Genomic DNA, 25782 nt, shown 5'->3' on the forward strand with positions numbered 1-25782 from the left:
CCTCACGGCCACTCGGCGATAAAGCCTTTCGCCTTGTACGGCTCGATCTTGTCCCATTCACAGAGCATGCGGCGCCTGAATTCGGGATCGGTGTGCCAGAGCGACCGCGGCGTCGCAAAGCTGTCGACCGTGACCAGCATTTTCTCCACTTCCGGCCAGTGCCGGTGCAGCGTCATCGGATAACGGCGCGCGGTCCAGGTATTGCCGAGACAAATCACGCTGCGAACATGCGCAAGCCCCAGCGCGGCGTCGAGGACCGGGAGCGAGAAGATCACGTTCTCGCCGGTGTTCATCGCGCGATCTTCCCGCAGGATCCGCCCGGGCGGGATGCCGCGTGCGATCATCGCATCGGCAATGATTTCGCATTCCGAGCGTTCCGATCCCGGCGTTATCCCCCCGCTGACGATCGAGCAGCGAAAGTACCCGTCGCGCCACAGCCTGAAAGCCTCATCGACGCGCTCCCTGACATCGACGCGGGTGCCGAACACGAACAGCAGATCGGCTGGCTTCAGCGGCGTGCTGATCAAATGCTGCGCATTGATGGCGGCAATCTCGGCCTCGCTCGGCAATCGCGTGCTTCGATCCGTCACTTCATGCTCGCAGCAATGCTCATCCAACCGCGGGGAACGCATTGGCACGATGCCGCATGCGGCGCGCTTCGCGAAGTCACGTTTGATTGCGCTTGATTGCGCAAGCTACGGCAGCAACGCTTTCGGCAAATGATCGAAGTCGTAAGCGCGCGGCCGGTTGCGCTTGATGAAGCCGCCGATCTGCCAGCTGAACAGCGCGACGAAGCCAACCAGAAACAACGCGCCGTACCATTCACCGGTCGCGAACGCGCGCATCAGAAGGCCGGCCATCGCGATGCCGAGCAACGTCACCATCGCAAGGGCCGCGGCGTAGGTGATCCGTCCGATACCGGCGATCAACGCGGCCTTGCTGCCCGCCTTCGCCATACGCCGATGCAACTCGGTGATGAAGGCACGATAGTCGCGATCCTGCGGCACCATCAGCGAGACGGTTTGCCAGGTGGTCGAGAGAATGGTGATGCGTCCACCATCCCTGCCCTGGAGGTCGGCGCGGAAACGGCGGGACTGCATCGACGACGGCTTGTAACTGAGGCGGATCGCCGCGATGTCGGCATAACCCCAGACACCGGACTTGCCCGAAATATGCCAGGACAAGCCGGCATCGGTCAGCTTGAATTCATGCGCCGATCCGATCAGCGACGCCTTGTAGACGTAGCGGGTCTCGGGCGCGCTCTCGCCCGATGTCTCCGTCCTGTTGGGTAACGAGGTTGGCAATTGAAAAATCCCGGTAGCGGCTGAGCGCGCAGCTTGCGCGGCCAACCGGCTTTACCTTACAAGCAGGCCATGGCCGAGACGACCTATTTTCCGCGACGCCTGATTCTGGCCGGCGCGATGATATCCGGGGTGCTGCTGGCGCTTGCCGTTCACATGCTCGGCGCGCGCTACGGGCTCGACCTCGGCGGCCTGTGGCGATCCGATACCCGCGAATTCATGCCCGCGGGCGCGGCCATTGCGTGGTGGCTGATTGCGAGCGTCGGTTTTTGCGGCGGCTATTTCACCGCCAATCTGATGCACAGTGCGGTGTCCGGCCAAATCCCGCAGCGGATGCGCCAGTTCCTGATCGCGGTCGGCGTCCTGATCCTGGCCGGCGCCGGCCAGGCAGCCTCCGCGCCGAGCCCGATCCCGACGATTTCGGGCGTGCTTTCGGGTCTTGCGGCGTTATGCCTCGGCGCCGTGATGGCGTTCTGCGGCGCGCATTTCGCGCTGCGTAAGGCGTAACTTCAAACTCGCGAACTAAGCGACGATGCGCGCGCGCGGCTTCGACAGCATCGCGGCCACCTCGGCGGCGGGACGCGGCTTGCTGAACAGATAGCCCTGGGCCTGCGTGCATCCTTCGCGGCGCAGCAGATCGAACTGGGCCTCCGTCTCGACGCCCTCCGCCGTGGTGACGATCCCGAGACTCTTGCCCAATCCGGTCACGGCGCGGACGATGGCCATGGAATCGTCGCGCGTGGCCAGTTCAGTGACGAACGAACGGTCGATCTTGATCTTGTCGAACGGGAAACTGCGCAGATAGCTCAGCGACGAATAGCCCGTTCCGAAGTCGTCGAGCGAGATCCTGACGCCAAAGCCGCGAAGCTCGTGCAGAACCGCAAGCGTCGCCTCGCTGTTCTGCAACAGCACCGATTCCGTGATCTCCAGTTCGAGGCGATGCGCCGGAAGTCCGGCGGCCTGCAACGCTGACTTGACGGACAGGATCAGGTTCGGATTCTTGAACTGCACCGGCGAAAGATTGACGGCGACGGTGATATCCTCGGACCAGCCTGCGGCGTCAATGCAGGCCTGCCGAAGCACCCAATCCCCGAGCGGGATGATCAGGCCGGTTTCCTCCGCCAGCGGAATGAAATTCACCGGCGCAATCATGCCGCGCAGCGAATGGTTCCAGCGTACGAGGGCCTCGAATGCGACGACGCTGTCGGTGGCGACGTCGCGGATCGGTTGGTAATAGACCTCGAACTCGTCGCGCTGCAGCGCCGCGCGCAAATCCAGTTCCAGAATGCGCCGCGCCTGGGCGCGGGCATCCATTCCGCTCTCGAAGAAGCGATAAGTTCCGCGGCCGTCGGCCTTGGCGCGATAGAGCGCGAGATCGGCTTTCTTCAGCAGTTCATCGGGGTTCTTGCCGTCCTCGGGCGCCAGCGAGATGCCGATGCTGACGCCGACGACGAGCTGGTGGCCTCCGATATCGTAGGGCTCCCCGATCTTCTCGACGATGTGGCTGGCAAGCAAGGCCACCGCCGACGGATCGCAGTCGCTGCAGAACTGCACGACCGCGAATTCGTCGCCGCCAAGTCTTGCCACCGTGTCGTGCTCGGTGACGCATTCGCCGAGCCGGCGGGCGACTTCCCTCAGCAGCGCGTCGCCGACCGGATGGCCGAGCGAGTCGTTGATTTCCTTGAAATGATCGAGATCGAGGCAGAATATCGCGAGCTGATCGCTGCGCTTGACGAGGCGTAGCGCCTTTTCAAGCTGCTCGCGGAACAGCGTCCGGTTCGGCAGGTTGGTGAGCGCGTCATGGCGCGCCATATGGGTGATCTGCTCCTGCGCCGCCTGCCATTCAGTGATGTCCTCGAAGGTCGCGACCCAACCACCGCCCTCTTTGGGCTGATCGACCACGCGGATCGAACGTCCGTTGCGGGTGACGACCCGGGTCAGGCTCTCGCCGGCTTTCGCCGCGGTCAACACAATGTTGAAGAATTCATCGGGATCGCCGTCCCATTTTCCGATCGATTTCTGATCCCGGAGAACGTCGACCAACAAACGGCCCTGCAGGGGCATATTGGTCCGATCCATCATCTCGCTGTAGCGCTCGTTGAACAGCATGATGCGGCCGTCCGCATCGAACATGCAAAGTCCCTGCGACATGTTTGTGATAGCCGAGTCGAGCAGGACTTTCTGCTGATGCAGTTCGCTGCTTGAGCGGCGATCGAGCAACGCCGCCAAGAACGATATGCCGAGAATGGCGAATGCCGCCACCGCGGTCAGAAAGGAAAGCGCGGCCGGCGAGATCGTCAATTCGTCGGTGACGAGGGTCGGATCGGCAACAAGCGTCACCGCGCCCATCGCCGTGAAATGGTGGGAAACGATCGCGATCGTCAGCAGGCCCGTGGCGGCCAAGGTATGTTTGCGGTCATCCCGGCGCGCGGCGACAACGAGCGCCAAGCCTGCGAATATGCTCCCGAACACAACGGATGCCAGCACGATGCCGGGTGACCAGACGATGCGCGCCGGAAGCTCGAGCGCCATCATGCCGGTGTAGTGCATCGCTGCGACGCCAGCGCCTACAATCGCGCCGCCCATCGCAAGCGTCGACCGGCGGTCGTTGAGCAAGGCAACGCTGAGCCCGACCGCCGCGATCGAGACCGCAAAAATCAGCGACAGCAGGGTGACCGGAATATTGTATCCGGCCCCCGCCCCGGGATCGTAGGCGAGCATCGCCACGAAATGGGTGGCCCAGATTCCGCAGCCGCCGACCGCAGCATCAAGACCGACCCAGATCGCGCGGGTGCGGCCATGTGAAGCCCGGGCGCGATGAAACAGGCTGATCGCTACCGCGCTGGCGAGCCAGCAAATGATGCCGCCAAGAACGACCAGCCGCAAATCATGCTCGGTGACGAGGCAATTCAGAACTTGATACATCACAGACCCCTGCTATCGGTCTGTAATGACGACGCTAATGGTGCATTTGGGGTAACCGACCCGGTTTCGTCTGCTTCGATGGTGAATAAATGCTTGGCGTCCTCGCGTGCCGGTTGCGGGTTCCCGCGGTTACCCGGTGATTCCCGCGATCGACTGAAACGACGAACCGGCGAGGTGATTCCCAAGCGGTGAGTACCCGCACCGGCAGTGGCACGCCGGCCAGAATCGCAGCCACGGACGCAAGAACGCGCGCGATTTTCACGCGCGGCGTTTTGCCTCAATGGACCAGACAAATCTGCTCTCGGCCCGCAGACCAACCGTGGGCTCCGCCAGCGCGTGGTCGCGCGGCAGCTTCCACACCCGGACGGCGATAGCGAGATCTCGTCAGGCGCAGCGGCGCAGGCGACATGGCTCAGCGTTGCATCCAGCACGGCCGCGACCTCGCCCCCGACTTCGTCGGCCTTCTGGATGATGCCGTCGATCGACGGGCAATTGACCGCCTTGCCCATCGGTCACCCGCAGCGGAAGCACCTTTCCGGGCATGCGTCTGTTTGGTCGAGATGACACAAAAAGCCCCGTTTAAGCTGCTTTTCGGCCGCGTTCTCGGGCGTCTTCGGCGGCGACGCTTTCACGAGTTGTCTCTCAGCGTAATATTAGATGTCCGCAATTCGGGATGAACAAGCCGTTCATGGTTCGTGATGCCTCCGAATAACCGTCCCTCGGCTTGGGAATGCGAAACCGCGGCCCCTCCTCAAGCCGATCTACGCAGGGCGGCCCCGGCAACAGCGAAACGGCGCTTACAAGAGAGCGTCGGGAACACCTTTAGCCGCGACTCACAATCGTTAACGCGGCAGCATATGTAGGACGTATGACAGGGTTGCCGAACGAACGCAGAAGCTAGGCTTGTCAAGGGCTGCACAACCGTTCGATTTTGGCTTATGTGTCTCCGCGCACGGTGCGTCTGACCGTCCCTGTCGGCCCTTTTGACAGGTTTTTCTTTTTTTGCCGTCCCGCCGGGAGGATGAATGCATCGGCTGCTGACCACGCTTGGGCGTGGCTTCAAGGAGAAGATCGGCTGGAAACGGCTAGGGATCGCTGCGAGTCTCCTTATCATCATTCTTGCGGTCACCCATCTGGTTCACACCCTGAAGGGTGTCGATACCGCGATCATTCTGACCGCGCTGACGGAGATCGCGCCGCATCGGATCGCGCTGGCTGCGCTGTGCGTGGTAGGCGCGTTCTGCACGCTGACCTTCTATGATTTCTTTGCGCTGCGAACCATCGGCAAGACGCACGTGCCCTATCGCATCGCCGCGCTGTCGAGTTTCACCAGCTACACCATCGGCCACAACATCGGCGCCACCGTCTTTACCGGCGGCGCGATCCGTTTCCGGATCTATTCCGACTACGGCCTGACCGCGATCGATGTCGCCAAAATCTGCTTCCTCTCGGGCCTGACCTTCTGGCTCGGCAATCTGTTCGTGCTCGGCATGGGCATGGCGTGGCATCCGGAGGCGGCGACGGCCATGGATCTGCTGCCGCCTTCAGTGAACCGTCTGATCGCGCTCGGCTGCCTCGCCGGCATCGGAGCCTATTTCCTCTGGCTGGTGATGGGCGAGAACCGCCGCGAACTCGGCCAGAACGGCTGGAAGGTGGTGCTGCCCTCGGCGCGGCTGACGCTGCTGCAGGTCATGATCGGCGTGGTCGATCTCGGGTTCTGCGCGCTGGCGATGTATCTGTTGATGCCGACGCAGCCCCATATCGATTTCGTTTCGCTGGCGGTGGTCTTCATCCTCGCAACGCTCCTCGGCTTCGCCAGCCATGCGCCGGGCAGCATCGGCGTGTTCGACGCCGCGATGCTGGTGGCGCTGCCGCAGTTCGGCAAGGAGCAATTGCTGGCAACCCTGGTGGTGTTCCGGATCCTGTATTTCCTGATTCCCTTCGGCATCTCGATCTGGATCATGGGCGCGCGCGAACTCTGGCTGAGCGTGGTGCAGCCCTGGCAGGAACGCCGCAGGCTCGCGCAGGCCAGCCGCCAGATGAACGAACAGCCCCGCACGGCGGAGGTCCCGGTCAGGCAGCCGCTCAAGCGAGCGAAACGGTAACAGCGACGTTATCTGCCTGCTTCAGTCTTTTGGGCTACGAGGGTCGGGTTCTCTTATTTCTGCCTTACCGCTAACGTCAAACGCGCCATGGCCGGAATTTTACCTCGATCGATAGTATCAGTCGCGCTGCTCGCCGGCGCGCTGGCGGCGCTATCGCCTCCCCCTGCGGAAGCGCAGATCGCCCAAGGCGCCATGCAGATTTCCTGGGAGGTCCGCAACCGTTTCCGCCTGTTCCGCGAGGAACGGGATTTTCTGCTGCACGCCGAGACCGGGCGCGGCCGCAGCGTATTGGCCGCAGAACAAGCGCTGGCGATCCAGAGCGATGGCCGCGGCTGGGCACGAAACACCGTGAACCGGCTTTGCATCGATCTTGCCGGCCGTGTCAGCGAGCCCTGTACCCGCGACAACGTCAAGGAAAGCTACCTGACGCCGATCGATCATCCCATCACCGTCCGCCTGACCGGACCGGTTCCGGTCGGCGCCACCTGCGCCTGGTCGTTCGACGACGGCGACGGGCCGCAAGGATCCACGTTCGACTGCGCCGAGCCGGTTAATTTCAGGGTCCGCTATGGCCGTACCACCGTTGCCAGCGTCGACGTCTCCGCCGGCTCGGACGGCGGCCAGCGCGTCGCTACCGAGATCTCGGTGCGCGACATCTTCATCGCCGGGCTCGGCGACAGCATCGCTTCCGGCGAGGGAAATCCGGACCGGCCTATCGCGCTGTCAGATGAAGGCTTTTGCTTCCGCTCCTATCTGGGAACGGCCGCCTCACAATATTACCGTCCAAGCCGCGCCGGCTATAAGGGCGGACGGGCCTGTGAAGCGCCGGATACGATGGCCGTATGGCAGCGGCAGAGCGCGCTCTGGCTCAATGCAGCCTGCCACCGCTCGCTCTACAGCTACCAGACGCGGACCGCATTGGCACTCGCCGTACAATATCCGCATATCGCGGTGACGTATCTGCCGCTGGCCTGCACCGGCGCCACCATCGCCGACGGCTTGTTCGGCTCGCAGCGCGCCCGTGACTGCCCGCCGTCGAAATCCGGCAGCTGCCGGGGCACGGTCAACGCCCAGCTCGCTGAATTGCGCGAAGCTGTTACGGCGGCCAAAAGCCGCCAGCCCGATCGCAAGCTCGATCTGGTGCTGCTGTCGGTCGGCGCCAACGACATTTATTTTTCAGGGCTAGTCGCCGACGTCATCGTGGACACGGCGACGGAGCGCGCTTTGTTCCGGCGCAGCGGCGTGCTGGCATCGGTCGAGGAGGCACGCGGCGCGTTGATGCGCGACCTCCCGCAAGGGTTCGCCAAGCTGCGCGAGGCGTTAAAGCCGCTGGTCGGCGACATGTCCCGCGTGGTCTACACTTCCTACGCCAACCCGACGCTGGCAAACAACGGCACGCCCTGCCCCGGCGGACGGGCGGGATTCGATATCCACCCCTCGTTCAACGCCGAGCCGCGGCGGCTCGCCGCCGTCTCGAACTTTGTCGAGGGCGAATTCCTGCCGCAGCTAAAGGCGCTCGCGCTGTGCCAATCCGGCATCCTGTGCCGCAACCCGCGCGCCGACCGCATGACCTTTGTCGATGCGCATCAAGCGACGTTTGCGAACCACGGTTTCTGCGCGCGTGCGGAGAGCGATCCCGAATTCGATCGTCAATGCTTTTCGGCCCGCGGCGAAAGCTTCGATCCTGATATCGTCACCGCCGCCAGCCAGCCGATGCTGTGCGGCCGCAGCGCCGGCGACTATCGCGCCTATCTGCCGCGCGCACGCTGGATCCGCGACGCCAATGACAGCTACTTCGCGGCAATGACTTATCCGCTGGGCTTGCCGTCGTCGCAGCAGCCTGCCGACATCCACGACGCGACCTGGGGAGTTCTGTCGGCGGTGTATGGCGGCGCCGTGCATCCCACCGCCGAAGGCCACGCCGCAATGGCGGACGCGGCACTGCCGGCCGCAGCCGCCGTGCTGCAACTGGATGCCGCCGTGCCTGAAGTGATTTCGCAGCCGGTATCGCCGATCCCGATATTGCCGGGGACGCGTTAGGCCGCTTCCAAATTAAAATCTCGAAAACAACCCCATGCAAAGTAGCAGGCGGTCGCTGGCGTGGGTGCTTTGAGCTTTGAGCGATCCCGCAAAAACATTTTGACACGTCGGGCAAATCAGGGGGACAAATACATCGTCCCGCGATTTACAGGGCGGCAATGAAATTGAGATCACCCCTCAAATGGTTGAGGCTGGGGCTCGCGTGCTTACTAACGGCGGTGATGTAGTGTCACTCTGGCACACGCGTGAGATTGTTCAGGATATCTTCTTGGCAATGGTTTCGACTGCGGACCGCACTTCTCTGGCCCGCTGGATCAGAATGCTGAAGTGATCCCTATAGGCGTTTATTTCAAACGACGTGTAGGAGTAACTGCCAAACATATGCTCGTCAAAATCGAACTTTTTTGAATTGTATAAAGCGGGTCTCAGAAAATAACCTAGGTCGGGGTGATTAAAGTAACGGCCATGTGCAATGTCGTTCCTTCTAGCCGAGAATTGGCGACAGTGCTTCATCAAGTCACCAAACTCGGGTTGGGTATGCGCGACCTCGCGATCAGGGCCAGCGATCTTAATCCGACCTGTGGTAGCTTCGTAAAAGAAGGCCTCTGCGGCGGCCGACAGCATGTCGGCTCGCCCATAGAAGTTGCTGACTGACCCATATGCTCGGACTGCCGGGCCACCCCACTTCGCGCCAATTAGTTCGGAGAACAATAGTGCGAGTTCTTCCTCCATCATCTCCCATGTGCTAAGTGCAAACCCGACGGCCGCAAGAAGGGTGTCGCGCTCTGAATCACCTTTGGTCGCGCCGCGATCTCCCGGCCAAAGAACTTTCCAGGGTGGGTCTGGCTGCTTAGGCTTTTTATTTTTGGGTGGCTTCGTCATGACGAACAATTCCGATTTGAAAAAGACCAAAGAATTGATGGGCGCACTCGTGCGCATGAAGCCAAAGCCGCACGAGGAAATGGAAGGCTACGAAAAAGACGGCCCCTAGACGTAAGGCTAGCAAAAAATAGGCCGAAAAAGCCCTTCCCGTTAACGAATGGTTGCCCGGGTGGTGTAAACTAGCTATTGACCGTGACGGTTGCAAATGGAACCTTCATGGGCAAAGACGCGTTACCTGACCCCGGTCAGTGGATCACCTCGGTTGAGAGAATCGGTATTGCCAACACGGTGGTGCTCATTCTGGCTCTGGGCCTTGCCGTTTCTATCGTGTTTCGAGGACCGGCTTACCTCCATGCTCTGAACGAGATTTACAAGACGTTCGGAAAGCACAGAAAAGACAGGCAGCGCATACCGACCAAGGTAAGAGACAAGCAAGCCAACTTGAACGAAGCGATAAAGGCTCGGAAGCGGAACGGTCAGGGAGAAGCGAAATGACGCTTTGGTTAGGGGCCTCAATAATTGCCGCGTCGTTCGTTGTGATGCTTTTCTATCGTGCGTACATGCATGCCGATCTGTTGCGCTTGGCTCGTTATGAGCATTGGTCTGATCGGTTCTACTCTGCGGCAAAGCCCTTAGTTGCTAATCCAGAAACGCCGGCCAACATTATTTCTCTCGTTGAGAGCCTCAATGATCTTATGACGTATAAGGACGCTCCGTTCGGGATTGCGCGGGTGTTTGCTCGCAGGCTGGAAAAGGGATTGCCCGTCAGAAAAGATGCGGAAGGTGCTCCTGAGGATTATAAATCGTTCTTCAAGAAATACCCCGAACTGTTGGATAACGCGCAAGCGGTCACGAAAGCTGGATTGCTTGCTCCAACTTATGTTCGCCTAGTTGGCGGCACCCAAGCCCGGGCGGTGTTGGCAGATTTATTCTGTGAAATGGACCTGCGCCATAATGAGATTGGCGACGCGTTTGATGTTCGCAGTGTCAGCAAGATAAACAGAGGGCCAAGTTTGGTTCCTCATATCATTCGTCGCTAGCGCTTTTGACGCTTACCCAAGCCAAGAAACGTTTGACGGCCTGCTTGTGGTGGCTGATCTTAGTTAGTCGGCCGATACGTCAGGCGCTTGCCCTCAATACCTTTGAGAGCATTTGCCGTCCGTTCCCCATCGGTAATGCCAAGGGCAGTGCGGTTATTGTAGCGGAAATCGAACTCTGCCAGATAGCGCTTTAAATGCCCTTCGCTGACGTGGTGGTAAGTGCCGACGATGCCGCGCTTGAGAACTGAGAAACTGCCTTCAACGGTGTTGCTGTGAGCGTCGCCGCGAACGTATTCGCCAATGCCGTGATCGACCATGGCGTGGCGGTCGAACTCACACAGCAGCAAGAGGTTTGGCGCGATTGCACGGCATTATGGCGCAGACGCCAGAATTGCCCGCGCGTTAGCGTTCGATCGCAGAAACTGCCTTGCCGTCAACAGGCGGCGTGGGTTCGTTGTGAATCCCGTTCGCTGGTGCGCCCTTGTCGGTCCAGTCCGGCGGCAGTCCAGCCCGCTCTCCAATCATACCGACCAGTCCCGGCGCGCGCCCGAATGCTTCACAAGCCACCTCCTTCGGCGCTCCACCGAGGGAGGCCTGCAATCTGGCGATCGATGGCGGTGATGAAATTTTTCCGAACGGACTCTCGGCCGTGACCAGTAACTTCCCGAAATCGTCTCCGAAGGCGGAAGCCAGATCATAGGCGTCCCCGTCGCTCGACACACGCGGTGGGCTGGTAAAGGAATTCGCGCCACGCGCCCAGATCATGGCGGCCTTTTGGCTGCCGTTACGATCACGGGCCTCGGCCTCCACGGCGAGGCTCCCGAGCCCGATCGGAAGCCGTGGGACGGGAATCGGTACACCGGGGGCAACGATCGACGGCACGACGCTCGCGACCTTGGAGACGCCTGCGGCCGTCGCATCGGTCGGCGCCACGTGGATGATCACCGCACGGACGCTCAGATCCGCCGTCTCCGTCGGTGCTACGACCCGGAAGCGCTCGCTCAGAGCAAGGCACATTGCTCTGCTGACCGCATTCTTGATCAGGCTGCGCTGCTCGTCCGAGAAGGGCACGCGCGCGGCGGCTGCCGTGAGTGCGGTTGGCTCGATCCGCAGGGTCTTTGCTGCGAGAACTTCGGCTTTGCTAACCCGAACCTGCGACTTGGTCAGAAGCCCATCGGACGGGGTCAGATTGTCGTAGGAAGCCAACGAGCCGGACCGTTCCAGTTGTACGGCCGTGCAGCCCCCGGCCATCCAGCCTAACGCCACGACGACGATCCACCTCATGGCGTGACCGGCAAGCCGATCGTTGATCCCTGCACCACCCGCCGCGAACGGGCGATCGGACCAGGCGAAAGCACGGTGCCGGGCGCGGACGCCAAAATAGGCTGCCATGTCGCATTCCAACGCGTCAGCGCCGTACCGTTGCCGTCGAAGGCCATATCGAGAAAAGCCAGCGTGAGCTCCGCCGTGGCGGCCTTCACTTTCGGGTTAAGAGCCGGACCGCCGGTGAACGAGCGGTCTGTAAAAATGCTGTGCGACCCGCCTTCGAATACGGCGAGCAGCTTGCGCGGTGCGGCCATGGCGTCGAAGACGGCGAGCCGGTCGGCTGCGGGCGAGTAGTACCCGGGAATCTGGATGACATCATTGGTGGCGGTCACGTGCAGGCTCGGAACCGTGATTTTGCTCAGCACCGAAGCCAGATCGGTTTCACCGTAGAACGGCGGCGCAGAGATCACGATCGCCGCGGCAAAGCGCGGGTCGCGGGCCTCGACCCACTGCCCTTCGCGCATCACGCGCGCGCCGACGGCAAGAAGCGCCGTGTTCGCGCCATACGAATGACCAGCCGCGACGATACGCCGACGGTCGATCTGGGCGCCGTAGGGGCCGACACCGCCGAGCAGCACGCGGTCCAGCGCGAAGCGCAAATCCCAGACCCGGGCAAGCGCCTCGCTCTCGTGAGCCGCTCGCTGCAAACGGTCGACGACGGTAAGAGGATTGCCTGCCCAAAGCGACGAGTCGCTGCCCGCGTGCTGAACATGCAGGCTGGCAACGCCGCGCGCGGCCCAATATTGGCCGAGATAACGATATCCCCGGCGGGAGCCACCCATCCCATGGGAGAACACAATGAGCGGCACGCGCGCACCCGGCGCGATATTCGCGGGCCAGTGCAGGCGCGCGGGAATGGTCCGCGAACGCGTCGGGTCGATCCAGTCGAAATCAACGACGCGAAAAGGGGGCGCATCGGCCTCCGCTGCCGCGGGATTGACCGGAACGGCGGCCGTGATTGCGACGGCGAGCAGCATGGCGCCGAGGCCCCGTCGCGTGATGGTGGCCGGCACGTCTTTGCCGGACCGTCGGGACCGCGAAGCCGTCCCGGTTGTACCGTCCTGACCGAATGCAGCGGACTGAACACGCCGCAACCATGCACCGCCGCCAATCCTGCTGTCCATGCTGCCTCACCTTGAACACAATTCGCACTGGGTGTAATATTGTAATTGCACTTAGTGTAATTTTGCAAGGAAATATATTCGTGCCACAAGACGCCATGGAGAATTCGTCCCCCAAGGAAGAAGGCCTGCGAGAGCGGAAGCGGCGCGAGACGCTGCATCGCATCGCCGAGCAGGGCCTGAAACTGTTTCTGACCCACGGCTACGAGGCCACCACGCTCGACGCGATCGCGGAGGCCGCGGGAATCTCGCGGCGGACGTTCTTCTACTACTTCAAGTCCAAGGAAGAGATTCTGCTGGCGTGGCAGGACGGCGGTTTCAACGAGACCCTGCGAGCCGCCGTGCTCGAGCAATCGACCAAACAGTCCCCCCTCAACGCCGTGAAGAGCGCCTTATTGGAGCTGACGTTGCGCTTTCAGGCCGATTACAAGCAGACCAGGGTGATCGAACGCCTGATGTGCGCGAACGAGTCGCTTCGCATACGACACCAGGCGAAATATGTAGAGAAAGAACAAGCGGTATTCGACGCGCTCTGCCAGATGTGGCCGCAGCCCAAGCGGCAGCCTGCGCTCCGCATCGTCGCGATGATGTCGATCGGAGCACTGCGTCTTGCGATCGACAACTGGAACCGCGACCAGGGAAAGCGACCTATCGCGGTTTACCTCAAAGAGGCTTTCGCCGACCTGAAATCGGCGATTTGAAGCGCCATTGGCCGAACAGCCACCGCTCAACGCGCTGGGGCCGGCGCGCCAGGTGGCGGCGCAAGTGCGGGCGCCGTCGTCTTCTTTGGGGCAGGCGCTTTCGGAGCGGGCTGCTTCATCGCCGCCGCCTGTGCCGGCAGATATTTCGCGATGATGGCCGGATCGAGCGAAGCAATCGAGGAGTCCGGCAGCCGGGTCCAGATCTCGTCCTTGCCCAATAATGAGAAGCCGAGATAGCCGCGCATGGTCAAAGTCTGTCCGTCGGGACTGACCGTCATCTTGGCTTTGTAGATCTTGCCATCGCGCGGATCGAGCACATTGCCATTCTCGTATTTCAGTCCGTCTCGCTTCATGTCGCGGATGAAGGAGAGCCCGAGCCACGGCTGATCTTTTCGATCGTCGGTGCATTTTGAGCAGACCGGATTGGGAGCATCGCCTGGCTCAGGAAAAAGCTTGGCAAACGCACCTTCATAGATGCCGTCGCGATCGACCACCAGAAACCATCCGACCGGCTTTCCCTTCTCGACCTTCTGCCACAGCCCGGCGGCTGACGGCTCCGCCGTTTGCGCAGCAAGGTCGCAAACGAACGCAAGCCCCATCACGATCGGCAATATCAGTCGAACCACAGAAAGCGCACTTCGCATCGTCATCACCCGACTAATTCACAAAATGAATGGCCGCAGACTAAGGCCATTTCGCGGACGGTTCCAGTGCCTGGACGGACGAACGCGAGACCGCGGCGAACGAGCCGCGGCCATTCGGTCATATTTTCGTTGGAATCATCTCCGGCAAGCGCCAGGAACCGGCTCGATACGCAAACCGGCTTCAATGGCTGCCTCCGCATTTGTTGGTCTTGGTGTTGTAGTTGCCGCACTTCTTGCCAACCCAGTCGCCGATCAGGTCCCTGGAGCCCTCGAGTTCGTTCGACCATGCATCGCCGGCCACCAGGCCCGGGGTCTTCCACACCACGTCGAACTGGCCATTGATTTTGACTTCACCAATGAACACCGGCTTGGTGATGTGATGGTTCGGAAGCATCTTCGCGATACCGCCGGTCAGATTCTTGGTTTCGATGCCCGGCAGCGCGTCGATCACCTTGTCGGCGTCGGTCGACTTCACCTTCTCGACCGCCTTGACCCACATTTCGAAACCGATGACGTGTGCTTCCATCGGATCGTTGGTCACGCGCTTCGGATTCTTGGTGTAGGCCTGCCAGGCCTTGATGAACTTCTCGTTGGCCGGATCCTTGATCGACTGGAAGTAGTTCCAGGCGGCCAGATGGCCGAGCAGCGGCCTGGTGTCGATGCCGGCGAGTTCGCCTTCACCGACCGAGAACGCGACAACCGGAATGTCGGTCGCCTTGATGCCCTGGTTGCCGAGCTCCTTGTAGAAGGGAACGTTGGCGTCGCCGTTGATGGTGGAGACAACAGCGGTCTTCTTGCCGGCCGAGCCGAATTTCTTGATATCGGCCACGATCGTCCGCCAGTTCGAATGACCGAACGGCGTGTAGGTGATCATGATATCTTCCTGCGCGACGCCTTTCGACTTCAAGTAGGCTTCGAGGATCCTGTTGGTGGTGCGCGGATAGACGTAGTCGGTGCCGGCCAGCACCCAGCGCTTCACCTTCTCGTGCTTCGTCAGGTAGTCGACCGCGGGGATCGCCTGCTGGTTCGGCGCCGCACCGGTGTAGAACACGTTGCGCTCGCTTTCCTCACCCTCGTACTGCACGGGGTAGAACAGGATCGAGTTCAGTTCCTTGAACACCGGGAGCACGGATTTGCGCGACACCGAGGTCCAGCAGCCGAATACGACGGCGACCTTGTCCTTGGTGATCAGCTCGCGGGCCTTTTCCGCAAACAGCGGCCAGTTCGACGCCGGATCGACCACGACCGCCTCGAGCTTCCTGCCGAGCACGCCGCCCTTCTTGTTCTGCTCGTCGATCAGGAACAGGACGGTGTCCTTCAGCGTGGTTTCGCTGATGGCCATGGTGCCGGAAAGCGAATGCAGGACGCCGACCTTGATGGTGTCGTCCGAACTCTCGCCACCGACGGCGCTACCCGCCGGCAGCAGAGCGCACAAAAGCAAGATTACCGCGCACCGCCTCACTCGGTTCGACCAACGTTTCACGGTGCTCTCCGAATGGGACAGCTCAGGGGCGCTGCTGTAAAATGAACGTCAGTCGAACTCTTAGTCAAATACTTTCGTCAGATGCGCCGGCTGTCAGTTGACGCCGAGCTTCTTCTGCAGGCTCGATGACGAGGTCGTGTACTGGAAGACGAGGCGCTTGTCCGGGTAGACGTAGCGGTGCGCCTTCTGCGCCATCAGTGCGCCCTCGTGGAATCCGCTCAGGATCAGTTTCAGCTTGCCCGGATAGGTGTTGATGTCGCCGATCGCAAAAATGCCGGAAACATTGGTCTCGAAGGCGGCGGTTTCGACCGGCACCAGATTGTTCTCGAGCGCAACGCCCCAGTTCGCAACCGGTCCGAGCTTCATGGTCAGCCCGAAGAACGGCAGCATCGTATCGCACTCGACTTTCGAGACCGCGTTGTCGTTGCCTTTCATCATGGCGCCCGAGAGCTTGCCGCCCTCGCCTTCAAGCGAGGTGACCTGACCGATCTTCAGGTCCATTTTTCCGGAAGCCACCAGTGCACGCATCTGCTCGACGCTGTGCGGAGCGGCGCGGAAATCATCGCGCCGGTGCAACAGCGTCACGCGCTTGGCAATGGGGTGCAGATTGAGCGTCCAGTCGAGTGCGGAATCGCCGCCGCCGACAATCAGGATATTCTTGTCGCGGAACTGCTCCATCTTGCGCACCGCGTAGAACACCGAGGTGCCCTCATAGGCCTCGATGCCCGGCACCGGCGGGCGCTTGGGCTGGAACGAGCCGCCGCCCGCGGAGATCACGACCACCTTGCATTCGAACACCTGGCCCACGTCGGTGGTGACGCGAAAGAGAGGATCGCCGATCTTCTCGATCGTCTCCACCATCTCGTTGAGGTGAAAGGTCGGATTGAACGGCTTGATCTGCTCCAGCAGCGCTTCGGTGAGGCCCTGGCCGGTGACAAAGGGAATGCCGGGAATGTCGTAGATCGGCTTTTCCGGATAGAGCTCGGCGCACTGGCCGCCGATCTTGTCGAGGATGTCGACCAGATGCGTCTTCATATCGAGGAGGCCCAGTTCGAACACGGCGAATAGTCCGCAAGGACCTGCACCAATAATCAGCACATCGGTTTTGATCGCTTCGCTCATCTCAGCATCTTTTCGGTTGGACCGCGCCGATGGCCTGGGCGGCGCTTCTGGGGCAGCGTCTGTCTAGCCAACGCCGGTGGAACAGGAAAGCCATAATATGGCAGGTGGCCTTCGCCTCAACCCCTTGCCGGAGCAGGACAACTGGGCTGTAACAACGTGAAACGTTCGGAGACCGCCCCGTGAACGCCCCTGCCCGCCTCGATTCAACGCCGCGCCTGGAGGATTTCCCCTACCGGCTGACCGACAATGTGCGTTTCGCCGACCTCGACCCCAACCAGCACGTCAACAACGCGGTCTATGCGACCTATTTCGAAACCGGCCGCGTCACGCTGATGAAGGATCGCAGTTACGGGCTGATGCCGCACGGCGTCACCTGGATCATGGTCCGGCTCGACATGCATTTCCGCGCCGAGCTGCGCTGGCCCGGCACCATCGAGATGGGGCTCGGGGTGGTGAAATTCGGCCGCACCTCCGTGACCTTCGATCAGGTGGTATTTGCCGAAGGCACATGCGTTGCCTCGGCACAATCGGTATCGGTGCTGCTCGACGAAGCCACCCGCAAGCCGACACCGCTGACCGAGGAGATCATCGGGAACTTCCAGCGCTGGCTGCGGCGCGGAATGGACGGACGATAATGCGCGCCGCGCTGCTGGCGGTGTTGATCGTCTCCGTGACGATGCAGCCCGCCGCAGCCGATGGATTCTATCGCGAGGATTTGCGGATTTCGATGGCGGCCGCGGAAACGGCGGGCCTTGAGGCCATGCTGGTGCGGCCATCGGGCAGCGGACGCTTTCCGCTGGCGCTGATCAGCCACGGCGCACCGCGCGATCACACCGCGCGAGCCACGATGTCGCCATATGGAACGTACCGGCAGGCGATCGAATTCGCGCGGCGCGGCTTCGCAGCGCTGGTCGTGATGCGGCGAGATTATGGCGACTCCGGCGGCCGATATGCCGAGAGCAACGGTCGCTGCGCCAATCGTGATTATTTGCGATCGGCCCGGGCGTCTGCCGAAGATTTGGCCGCCGCGATCCGGGCCATGCAGGACCGCACCGACGTTTCCACCAACGGCATGATCGCGGTCGGCTCCTCGGCGGGCGGCTTTGCCAGCATCGCGCTCGCCGCCACTGCGCCGCCCGGCCTCGTCGCCGCGATCAGCTTCGCCGGCGGACGCGGCTCACGTGCCGATGACGATGTCTGCGACGAGGCGGCACTGGTGCGGGCATTTGCGGCTCTGGGCCGGACGTCGCGAATTCCGATGCTGTGGATCTATGCGGAGAACGACAAGTTCTTTCGCCCCGACCTCGCGCACCGGATGCACGCGGCGTTCACCGGCGCCGGCGGCCGCGCCGAATTGATCGACGCGCCTGCGTTCGGCGACGACGGCCACACGCTGTTCTCAAGGGGCATTGCGCTCTGGACCCCGATGGTCGATCGCTTCCTGCAGGAGCAGAATCTGGGGACGCGAGAACTGGCCGCAGCGCCGCTTCCGGCGGCGCTTTCGCCGCCGCCCCGGTTGGGCGAGAAAGGCCGTTCAGCTTTTGAAGCCTATCTGGCCGCAAGCCCTCACAAGGCATTTGCGGTGTCTCCGACCGGCGGCTTTGGCTACCGCGCCGGGCAGCGGTCGGCCGTCGTGGCGCAGGACGCGGCCCTTGCCGCATGCGCAAAGGCTGCCGCCGACTGCGCGGTTTATGCGGTCGACGAGGAACTGGTCGAAAGGGAGCGCGCCGGAGCGCGCTGAACCATCCGGCGGAGCTGGACCAGAGCCTTTTCCGTTTCGATTGAATCGAAACGGAAAAAGGCTCCGGATTCCTAATTTTCACGCGTTTTCTTGACGCGAACCGGCGCCACTTCGCTGGAAAACGCTATGGGCTCTACGCCTGCCGTTCCGGCGTCGAGACCACGAGGCCGTCGAGCTCGTCGGAGACCTTGATCTGGCACGACAGGCGCGAATTCGGCCGTACGTCGAAGCCGAAATCCAGCATGTCCTCTTCCATCGGCGTGGGCGAGCCGACCTTCTCGCGCCAGGCGTCGTCGACATAGACGTGGCAGGTCGCGCAGGCACAGGCCCCGCCGCACTCGGCTTCGATGCCCGGAATGGCGTTGCGGATCGCGGCTTCCATCACGGTCGCGCCGTTTTCGACTTCAATGGTTCGTGTTTCGCCGGAATGGTCGACAAAGTGGATTTTGGCCATGATCGCTCGTGCTGCCGGTATACGGTAGGAGGGTCCCCGGCAGTCCTATAACGGGTCGATCCGCACAGCGCCAGCGGTCGGGACGAAATCCTAAGGGGCTAATTTGGCGGGGTTTTGGCGGGCGTCAGATCGCCAACTCAAGACCGGCGCAGAATCGCCTCGATCGCCGCCCGCGCCCGCGCAATGGCCTCACCGAGTTCGGCAACAAGCCGGGACGGATCGGCGCCATCGGCAAGAACCGCCTCCAGCCGGGCGGCGGTGTCCGCCACACCGAAGGCGCCGATCGCGCGGGCCGAGCCCTTCAGCGTGTGGGCCAGCGCGTCGGCATCTGCCGGCCCGGTGGCAAGCATGGCCATCAGCTTGGCCGACTGGGCCGCGAACATCGCCAGCACCTCCTGTTCGAGGCCGGCGTCGTCAAGCGTCATGCGCTTAAGGTGTTCGAAATCGATCGGACCGTCATCGGGAGCGAGCGGCGGCGATGGCATCCATTGTATCCGTTCAAGGTGAAGCGGCATGGCCTGACCCACATCTCCCCGCCGGACCGATCCAGGCAGGGCCGTTTTGGCCACCCAATCACGAAACTGGTTAACGGAACGTTCACCGGAATTGCCGCAACTTTGCCTACTTTTCGCCGAGGAGTTGCCGCAAAGGACAGCCTCCCACGGGAATTTCGAGTATCCGTAAGGCCTTAAGCCACAAAGCTGTTAACGATGATTAAGAATGTCTTAATCGCGACCATTTCATTCGCATCACTCAACCAATAGGATGTTTGCGGATGTAGCGGACAAGCCGCCGACGGGGCGCGGCTGCGGTCCGTGTGGGGGCAAAGATCCGGTTTGGGCTTGCGGGGGCGTTTGCAAGACCAGCTGGACGCGTAAAAAGTAAGAGGGCTCGACTGAACATGGCGAACAATCCCAAGAAGGTCAAAGATCCCACCGAAGTCGCGCTTTCCGCCATTCAGGAAGCGCTGAACATCAGTGACACCACTGTCGATCCCAATCGCAATTCGATCGGCAACAACGACCTTTCGCCATCAAGCATTTCGTCCACGCCCCCGGCCTATTCCGAAACCCAGTTCGATACGCGCGTTGATACGCGTTCTGGCGTCGACCGCCAGGTATTCGATCCGATCGAAGAGCCGCGCGCCCCGCGTCGCGCCGCCAACGATGACCGCGAAACCATCGGACAAATTCTGCAGGCAATCCAGAAGGGCCGCCCTGCCCGCGGCGTCTATACGCTTGCCACCGTGTTCGCCGGCGTCTGGATCGTCGGCTGCGCGCTGCTGACCGCCGCTTTCCTGCCTTCGCTGCAGGCCGCAATGGGACAGAGCGGCGGCGTGCTGGTGCTGGGCGGCCTTGCCGCGCTGTTCTTTGCGCCGGTGCTGCTGTTCTATTTCCTCGCGAGCCTTGCCTGGCGCGGCCAGGAAATGCGGATGATCGCGCAATCGATGGCGCAGGTCGCGATCCGCTTCTCCGAGCCCGAAGGTGCCGCCTCCGACTCGATGGTGACGGTCGGCCAGGCGATCCGCCGCGAAGTCGCGGCGATGGGCGACGGCGTCGAACGCGCGATCGCGCGCGCCGGCGAACTGGAAACGCTGGTGGCCAACGAAGTCGCGGCGCTTGAGCGTGCCTATTCCGACAACGAAGTGCGCATCCGCGCGCTGCTGCAGGACATCGCCCATCAGCGCGACAATCTGGTCGGCCAGGCCGAGCAGGTTCGCAGCGCCATTTCCGGCGTGCAGATCGACCTGCGCCACGACATCGCGCTGATCTCGGACGCGATCGCCTCGCGCGTCGACGAAGTCGCCAAAAGCATCACCGGCGCGCTGGAAGAGCGCGGCGCCCACATCACCACCGCCTTGAGCCATGCCGGCGACAACATGATCCTCGCGCTCGGCGAGCGCGGCGGCGACCTGCTCGACCGCCTCGAGGAAGCCAGCGCCGAGACCACGCGCGCCGTGCTCGACGCCTCGGAACGGCTGACCACCAGCCTCAACTTCAAGACCGGCCACGTCCATGACGAGTTCGTCGATCTGGCCGATCGCGTCCACGAGATGCTGAACGAGCGCATCGACCGCATCACCGGCGAATTCGAGCAGCGTTCCTCGACCATCGTCGACGGCATTTCCGACCGCACCGAACAAGTCCACGACTCCTTGAAGAATTCCAGCGACTCGCTGCTGCTCGAACTCGAGCTGCGCAGCGGCGATCTCGTCAGCAAGATCGACGAGGCCGGCAACCGCCTGGCGACCCGCATCATGACCTCCGGCGACAAGGCCAGCGACGCGCTCGACGTGACCGTGAACTCGCTGGTCGCCAAGGTCGTCAGCCAGACCGAGACCGCGCATGACAGCCTCTCGCTGCAGATGAGCGCGTTCGACGAACTGGTGCAGAACCAGGGCAGCGAACTGGTCGAGAAATTCGCCCGCGACTCAGGCACGCTCGGCGCGCTGATCACCCGTCACATTTCCGAATTCGACCGCACCGTCAAAACCTTCGGCGGCGAGATCGTCGAACGCATGGGCCAGCGGACGCAGGACATCGCCGACAGCCTGAAGAACTATGTCGATACCTTCGACACCCGCCTGATCTCCAACAGCGGCGAGATCACCGCCTCGCTCGATCAGCGCCTGCTGCAGTTCGAAACCACGCTGAGCACGCGCGTCAACCATCTCGACAACTCGCTCGACACCAAGATCCGGTCGTTCGACGAAACCGTCGACGGCCGCCTGAAAGCGCTGGAGCAGACCTTCGACACCCGCGCCAGGTCCGTCACCGAGACGATCGATGATCGCCTCGGCACACTGGCGAGTTCGTTGACCGACGGTGCCGCGCAGGCGATCCACTCGATCGACTCGCGTCTCACCGAACTCACCTCGTCGCTGACCGGAGGCACCACGCAGGCCATCCAGTCGATCGACTCGCGCCTCACCAACCTGACGACGTCGCTGACGGTTGGCGCCGCGCAAGCCGTCGAAGCTATCGACCAGCGCCTCACCAACGTCACCACGTCGCTGACCGTTGGCGCTGCGCAAGCGGTCGAAGCCATCGACCAGCGCCTCACCAACGTGACCACGTCGCTGACGGTTGGCACCGCGCAAGCGGTCGAAGCCATCGACCAGCGCCTCGGCAATGTCACCACGTCGCTGACCGTTGGCACCGCACAGGCGGTCGAAGCCATCGACCAGCGCATCACCAGCGTGACCCAGACCATCGACGGCCGCAGCGCCTATCTGACCGACACCATCGCGGCGCGGTTCCAGGATATCCACCAGGGTATCGAAACCCGGGTCGGCGCCGTCGCCACCGACATCGACATGCGCGTCGCCCAGTTCGAGGATTTGCTCGGCTCGCGCGTCGAAGCCGTGGCCGGCCGTATCGAAAGCAGCGGCCGTCAGGCCAGCGACGACCTCATGGCGCGCGCCGAACTGTTGTCCTCGGGCATCAGGTCGCACGTCGAGGACGCCGAGCGCTCGCTCACCAACCTCGTGGTCAACACCTCTGAAACCATCCAGACCGGCGCGCGCACCGCGCAGCAGGCGCTGCTCACGGTTTCGTCCGATGTCGGCGCCCAGCTGAGGCTGACATCGGCCGAGGTCGAAAGCTCCCTCACCGCCGTCGGCACCGGTGCCGCGAACTCGATCCTCAGCAGCGCCCGCGAGGCCCAGACCTCGCTGGTCTCGGCTTCCAGCGAAGCTGCGTCCCAGATCAAAATGCTGGCCGACGACGTCGAGCGCACGCTCTCGGCCGCCGGCAACGCCACCGCTGCGTCGGTACTCTCCGGCGCCCGCGAAGCCCAGACCACGCTGGTTGCGGCGTCTGCGGACGCGGCAAGCCAGGTCAAGTCGCTCGCCGCCGACGTCGAACGTGCCCTGTCGGCCGCCGGAACCGCCACTGCCGAAGCCGTCACGACCGGCGCCCGCGAAGCCCAGAGCACCTTGATCGCAGCCTCCACGGAGGCCACCAGCCAGGTCAAGTCGCTGGCCGCCGACGTGCAGCGCTCGCTGTCGATCGCCGGTACCGCCACCGCCGAGGCCATCACCGCAGGCGCCCGCGAGGCGCAGAGCACGCTGGTCAACGCGTCCACGGATGCGGCGAGCCAGGTCAAGTCGCTCTCTGCCGACGTCCAGCGTTCGCTGTCGATCGCCGGCACCGCCACCGCGGAATCGATTACCGCCGGCGCCCGTGACGCCCAGAACACCCTCATCAACGCGTCCGCGGATGCAGCCAGCCATGTCAAGTCGCTCGCTGCCGACGTCGAACGCTCGCTGTCGGCCGCCGGTACCGCCACAGCCGAGGCCATCACATCAGGTGCACGCGAAGCCCAAAACACCCTCGTCACCGTTTCCGCGGATGCAACCAGCCAGGTCAAATCGCTCACGGCCGATGTCGAACGTTCGCTGTCTGCCGCCGGCACCGCCACTGCCGAGGCCATCACATCGGGTGCACGCGAAGCCCAGAACACCCTCCTCACCGCATCAACGGATGTCGCGACCAAGGTCGCGTCTCTGGCGGCCGACATGCAACGTTCGCTCTCGATGGCCGGCAATGCCACCGCCGAGTCGATCACATCAGGCGCCCGTGAAGCGCAGAACGCGCTCACCACCGCGTCGACGGAAGCCGCCGACCACGTCAAGTCGCTGGCCATCGATGTCGAACGCACGCTGAGCGCGGTCGGCGCCGGCACCGCCGCCTCGATCCTCGGCACCGCGCGCGAAGCGCAGAGCTCGTTCGCCGCGACCTCGGCCGACGCCGCAAGCCAGATCAAGGCGATCGCCAGCGACATCGAGCGTTCGCTCGCTGCGGTCACTGCCGCCACCACCGACAACATCCAGACCACGGCGCAGACCGCGCAGAACGCGATCCAGGCCAGCGCGCAGAACGCACAGAGTGCGCTTGTTGCCGCGTCGAACGAAGTCAGCTCCAAGGTCAAGACGACCTCGGCCGATATCGAACGCTCGGTGCTGTCAGCCAGCAGCAATTTCGGCTCGACGATGACCGGCAAGACCGACGAAATCGTCACCTACGTTCAGCAGCAGACCGATCGTCTGGCGCAGATCGTGGACAGCCGCCGTGGTTCGCTGGTCGAGGCGCTCAGCGCCAAGACCACCCAGCTCACGACCGAGCTCGACCGCGTCACCGCCGACTCGCTGAAGTCGATCGAGACCAGGGGCCAGGCGTTCTCGCAATCAATGGCGACCCACGGTTCGGAAGTCGCCCGCACGATCACCTCCGCGGGCGATATGGCAACCGGCGCGGTGGCCAAGTCGCTGAAGGATCTCGAGCAGTCGTCGCGTTCGGCCATCGACCAGTCGCGTCAGGTTTCGATCGCCGCCGTCACCGAAATGCAGGAGACCAGCAAGATCCTGCGCACCGACACCGTCGCGCTGTTCGAGCGGCTGCGTGAAGGCAACATCCTGCTGCAGGAAGTGCTGACCGGCGCTCACGACAACCTCAACTCGCTGGAGCGCGCTTTGGTGACCCGCGTGGCCGACTTCGTGTCCGCCATGAACGACGTCACCTCGCGCAACGGCGTTGCGACCCAGACGCTGGAAGACCAGCTCACAACCTTCAACACCAAGACCTCGAAGGCGCTGGAGGATCTCGGCTCGCTGTCCAGCGAGTTCGAAACCCACGGCAAGGCGCTGGTCGATGCCGCCACGGCGGTCGAACAGGCCAACCGCACCACCACGACGTCTGTCGCCGAACGCAAAGCGCAGCTTGAATCGCTGGTGACCACCATCGATTTGCGCACCACCGACCTCGATCAGCGGCTGTCGCGCTTCACCGGCCTGCTGGATGAATCGCTTGCCGCCGCCGAGGAACGCGCCCGCGACATCGCCCGCGTGGTGGCGGAAACCGCCGGCGCCGGTTCTGCCGCGATCAGCCGGCAGTTCGAAGCGGTTCGTGTCGCAGCCGAAAACGAGCGGCACCAGACCATCGACGCCATGAACGAACTGTACCAGCAGAGCAACGCCGAAACGGACGCGATGTTCAAGCAGTCGACCGAGAAGTTCGGCGCCATGGTGGTGGCCATGAAGCAGATGGCCTCCGAGATGCATCACGAGCTCGAGGCGACCCGCAACGAACTGCGCCGCGGCGTGCTCGAAATGCCGCAGGAGGCCGCCGACAACACCGCGCAGATGCGCAAGGTGATCGTCGACCAGATCGAGGCGCTGGCCGAACTCAACCGGATCGTCGCCCATCACGGCCGCGGCCTCGACGTCATGACGACGAGCCGCGCCAGCGTGCAACGCCAGGAAGAACCCGTGATGGCAGCAGCCGCTAGCGGCGGCCGCAACGACGTGCGCATGCGCGACACCGGCAGCGCGTCGAACCTGCCGCCGCCGGATCTCGGCATGCCGGCGACGCGCCGCACCGAAGCCCCGCCGGTCAGCCCGGCGAGCAGCCAGGACGGTGGACGCGACGGATGGCTGTCCGACCTGCTCAGCCGCACCGACGCCGGTGGTCCGAGCGGACGCGATGCTCCCCGCCCGCGCGCGCCGCAAGGTCCGGCCAATCCGCTGGAATCGCTGTCGCTCGACATCGGCCGGCTGATGGATCGCAATCTCGCGGCCGAGATGTGGGACCGCTATCAGCGCGGCGAGAGCAAGGCCTTCACCAAGCGGCTCTACACGCCCGCCGGCCAGAAGGCGTTCGATGAGGTCGCCCGCAAATACCGCGCCGACCGCGCCTTCAAGCAGACGGTCGACCGCTACATCGCCGAGTTTGAACGCTTGCTCGACGAAGTTGCCCGAGAGGATCGCGGTCCGCAGGCCCTGCGCGGCCACCTGACCTCGGAGACCGGCCTCGTCTACACCCTGCTCGCGCATGCGGCGGGACGGCTGGGATAAGGTTTGAGCTCAAGCCTACGGGATAAAAAACGGAGGCCTCGCGG

20 protein-coding genes and 1 pseudogene are annotated in these 25782 nt (G+C 62.9%); 9 read left to right on the forward strand and 12 right to left on the reverse strand.

Going from position 1 to position 25782, the window contains the following annotated elements:
* Window positions 1-2 precede the first annotated feature (2 nt).
* On the reverse strand, window positions 3-590 hold the full coding sequence (locus JQ567_RS03230; RefSeq protein ID WP_212437452.1) for a YdcF family protein: 588 nt from the start codon (window positions 588-590) through the stop codon (window positions 3-5).
* Between the two features lie 105 nt (window positions 591-695).
* Window positions 696-1304, reverse strand: a complete 609-nt coding sequence (locus JQ567_RS03235; RefSeq protein WP_212437453.1) for a hypothetical protein — start codon at window positions 1302-1304, stop codon at window positions 696-698.
* Between the two features lie 69 nt (window positions 1305-1373).
* On the opposite strand from JQ567_RS03235, the gene JQ567_RS03240 reads away from it, so the two are divergent.
* A complete protein-coding gene (locus tag JQ567_RS03240; RefSeq protein ID WP_192737728.1) occupies window positions 1374-1808 on the forward strand; it encodes a hypothetical protein in 435 nt (144 codons plus the stop codon).
* Between the two features lie 15 nt (window positions 1809-1823).
* Here the strand turns inward: JQ567_RS03240 and JQ567_RS03245 are convergent, their stop codons facing one another.
* Window positions 1824-4226: an EAL domain-containing protein gene (locus JQ567_RS03245; RefSeq protein WP_212437454.1), complete on the reverse strand. Its 2403-nt coding sequence runs from the start codon at window positions 4224-4226 to the stop codon at window positions 1824-1826.
* A 1025-nt stretch (window positions 4227-5251) separates the two neighbouring features.
* On the opposite strand from JQ567_RS03245, the gene JQ567_RS03250 reads away from it, so the two are divergent.
* Window positions 5252-6331 carry a YbhN family protein gene (locus tag JQ567_RS03250; protein ID WP_212437455.1) on the forward strand — a complete coding sequence of 360 codons (1080 nt, stop codon included), beginning with the start codon at window positions 5252-5254 and terminating at the stop codon, window positions 6329-6331.
* A gap of 87 nt (window positions 6332-6418) precedes the next feature.
* On the forward strand, window positions 6419-8371 hold the full coding sequence (locus JQ567_RS03255) for a hypothetical protein (protein WP_212437456.1): 1953 nt from the start codon (window positions 6419-6421) through the stop codon (window positions 8369-8371).
* A 255-nt stretch (window positions 8372-8626) separates the two neighbouring features.
* Here the strand turns inward: JQ567_RS03255 and JQ567_RS03260 are convergent, their stop codons facing one another.
* A complete protein-coding gene (locus JQ567_RS03260) occupies window positions 8627-9253 on the reverse strand; it encodes a hypothetical protein (RefSeq protein WP_212437457.1) in 627 nt (208 codons plus the stop codon).
* Between the two features lie 216 nt (window positions 9254-9469).
* Between JQ567_RS03260 and JQ567_RS03265 the strand changes: the two genes are divergently transcribed.
* Both JQ567_RS03265 and JQ567_RS03270 read left to right on the forward strand, forming a co-directional pair.
* On the forward strand, window positions 9470-9748 hold the full coding sequence (locus tag JQ567_RS03265) for a hypothetical protein (RefSeq protein WP_212437458.1): 279 nt from the start codon (window positions 9470-9472) through the stop codon (window positions 9746-9748).
* Window positions 9745-10293 (forward strand): hypothetical protein, encoded by a 549-nt coding sequence (locus JQ567_RS03270; protein WP_212437459.1) that lies wholly within the window; start codon window positions 9745-9747, stop codon window positions 10291-10293. Before JQ567_RS03265 ends, JQ567_RS03270 begins: the two co-directional genes overlap by 4 nt.
* Window positions 10294-10352: 59 nt before the next feature.
* On the opposite strand, the pseudogene JQ567_RS03275 reads toward JQ567_RS03270, so the two are convergent.
* The 3 genes and pseudogenes from JQ567_RS03275 to JQ567_RS03285 form a co-directional block, all read right to left on the reverse strand.
* Window positions 10353-10628, reverse strand: a pseudogene (locus JQ567_RS03275) (transposase); the annotation flags it as partial.
* Window positions 10629-10695: 67 nt separating this feature from the next.
* Entirely contained in the window at window positions 10696-11577 is an 882-nt protein-coding gene (locus JQ567_RS03280) for a DUF3313 domain-containing protein (RefSeq protein ID WP_212437460.1), read from the reverse strand.
* Window positions 11574-12743 (reverse strand): acetylhydrolase, encoded by a 1170-nt coding sequence (locus tag JQ567_RS03285; RefSeq protein ID WP_249165203.1) that lies wholly within the window; start codon window positions 12741-12743, stop codon window positions 11574-11576. Before JQ567_RS03285 ends, JQ567_RS03280 begins: the two co-directional genes overlap by 4 nt.
* A gap of 80 nt (window positions 12744-12823) precedes the next feature.
* Between JQ567_RS03285 and JQ567_RS03290 the strand changes: the two genes are divergently transcribed.
* The gene (locus JQ567_RS03290) at window positions 12824-13441 is read left to right on the forward strand and encodes a helix-turn-helix domain-containing protein (protein WP_312017336.1); all 618 of its coding nucleotides are present in this window, start codon (window positions 12824-12826) and stop codon (window positions 13439-13441) included.
* Window positions 13442-13467: 26 nt separating this feature from the next.
* On the opposite strand, the gene JQ567_RS03295 is transcribed toward JQ567_RS03290, so the two are convergent.
* From JQ567_RS03295 to JQ567_RS03305, 3 genes are all read right to left on the reverse strand, one after another.
* Entirely contained in the window at window positions 13468-14085 is a 618-nt protein-coding gene (locus JQ567_RS03295) for a DUF2147 domain-containing protein (protein ID WP_212437461.1), read from the reverse strand.
* Between the two features lie 181 nt (window positions 14086-14266).
* Window positions 14267-15526 carry an urea ABC transporter substrate-binding protein gene (urtA, locus tag JQ567_RS03300; RefSeq protein WP_249165204.1) on the reverse strand — a complete coding sequence of 420 codons (1260 nt, stop codon included), beginning with the start codon at window positions 15524-15526 and terminating at the stop codon, window positions 14267-14269.
* 135 nt (window positions 15527-15661) lie between these two features.
* A complete protein-coding gene (locus JQ567_RS03305; protein WP_212437462.1) occupies window positions 15662-16690 on the reverse strand; it encodes an NAD(P)/FAD-dependent oxidoreductase in 1029 nt (342 codons plus the stop codon).
* Window positions 16691-16869: 179 nt separating this feature from the next.
* On the opposite strand from JQ567_RS03305, the gene JQ567_RS03310 reads away from it, so the two are divergent.
* Both JQ567_RS03310 and JQ567_RS03315 read left to right on the forward strand, forming a co-directional pair.
* A complete protein-coding gene (locus JQ567_RS03310; protein ID WP_212437463.1) occupies window positions 16870-17325 on the forward strand; it encodes a thioesterase family protein in 456 nt (151 codons plus the stop codon).
* Window positions 17325-18431, forward strand: coding sequence for a S9 family peptidase (locus JQ567_RS03315; protein WP_212437464.1), 1107 nt, complete (start codon window positions 17325-17327; stop codon window positions 18429-18431). Before JQ567_RS03310 ends, JQ567_RS03315 begins: the two co-directional genes overlap by 1 nt.
* Before the next feature lie 133 nt (window positions 18432-18564).
* Here JQ567_RS03315 and JQ567_RS03320 read toward each other — a convergent pair whose 3' ends face one another.
* Window positions 18565-18885: a 2Fe-2S iron-sulfur cluster-binding protein gene (locus tag JQ567_RS03320; RefSeq protein ID WP_212264246.1), complete on the reverse strand. Its 321-nt coding sequence runs from the start codon at window positions 18883-18885 to the stop codon at window positions 18565-18567.
* A gap of 137 nt (window positions 18886-19022) precedes the next feature.
* Window positions 19023-19400, reverse strand: a complete 378-nt coding sequence (locus tag JQ567_RS03325) for an Hpt domain-containing protein (protein WP_212437465.1) — start codon at window positions 19398-19400, stop codon at window positions 19023-19025.
* Between the two features lie 386 nt (window positions 19401-19786).
* Here JQ567_RS03325 and JQ567_RS03330 point away from each other — a divergent pair, with 386 nt between their 5' ends.
* On the forward strand, window positions 19787-25738 hold the full coding sequence (locus tag JQ567_RS03330; protein WP_212437466.1) for a negative regulator of septation ring formation: 5952 nt from the start codon (window positions 19787-19789) through the stop codon (window positions 25736-25738).
* The last annotated feature ends 44 nt before the right edge of the window (window positions 25739-25782 follow it).

The organism is Bradyrhizobium sp. AUGA SZCCT0431 (genome assembly GCF_018131065.1).
In the GTDB taxonomy this organism is placed as follows: domain Bacteria; phylum Pseudomonadota; class Alphaproteobacteria; order Rhizobiales; family Xanthobacteraceae; genus Bradyrhizobium.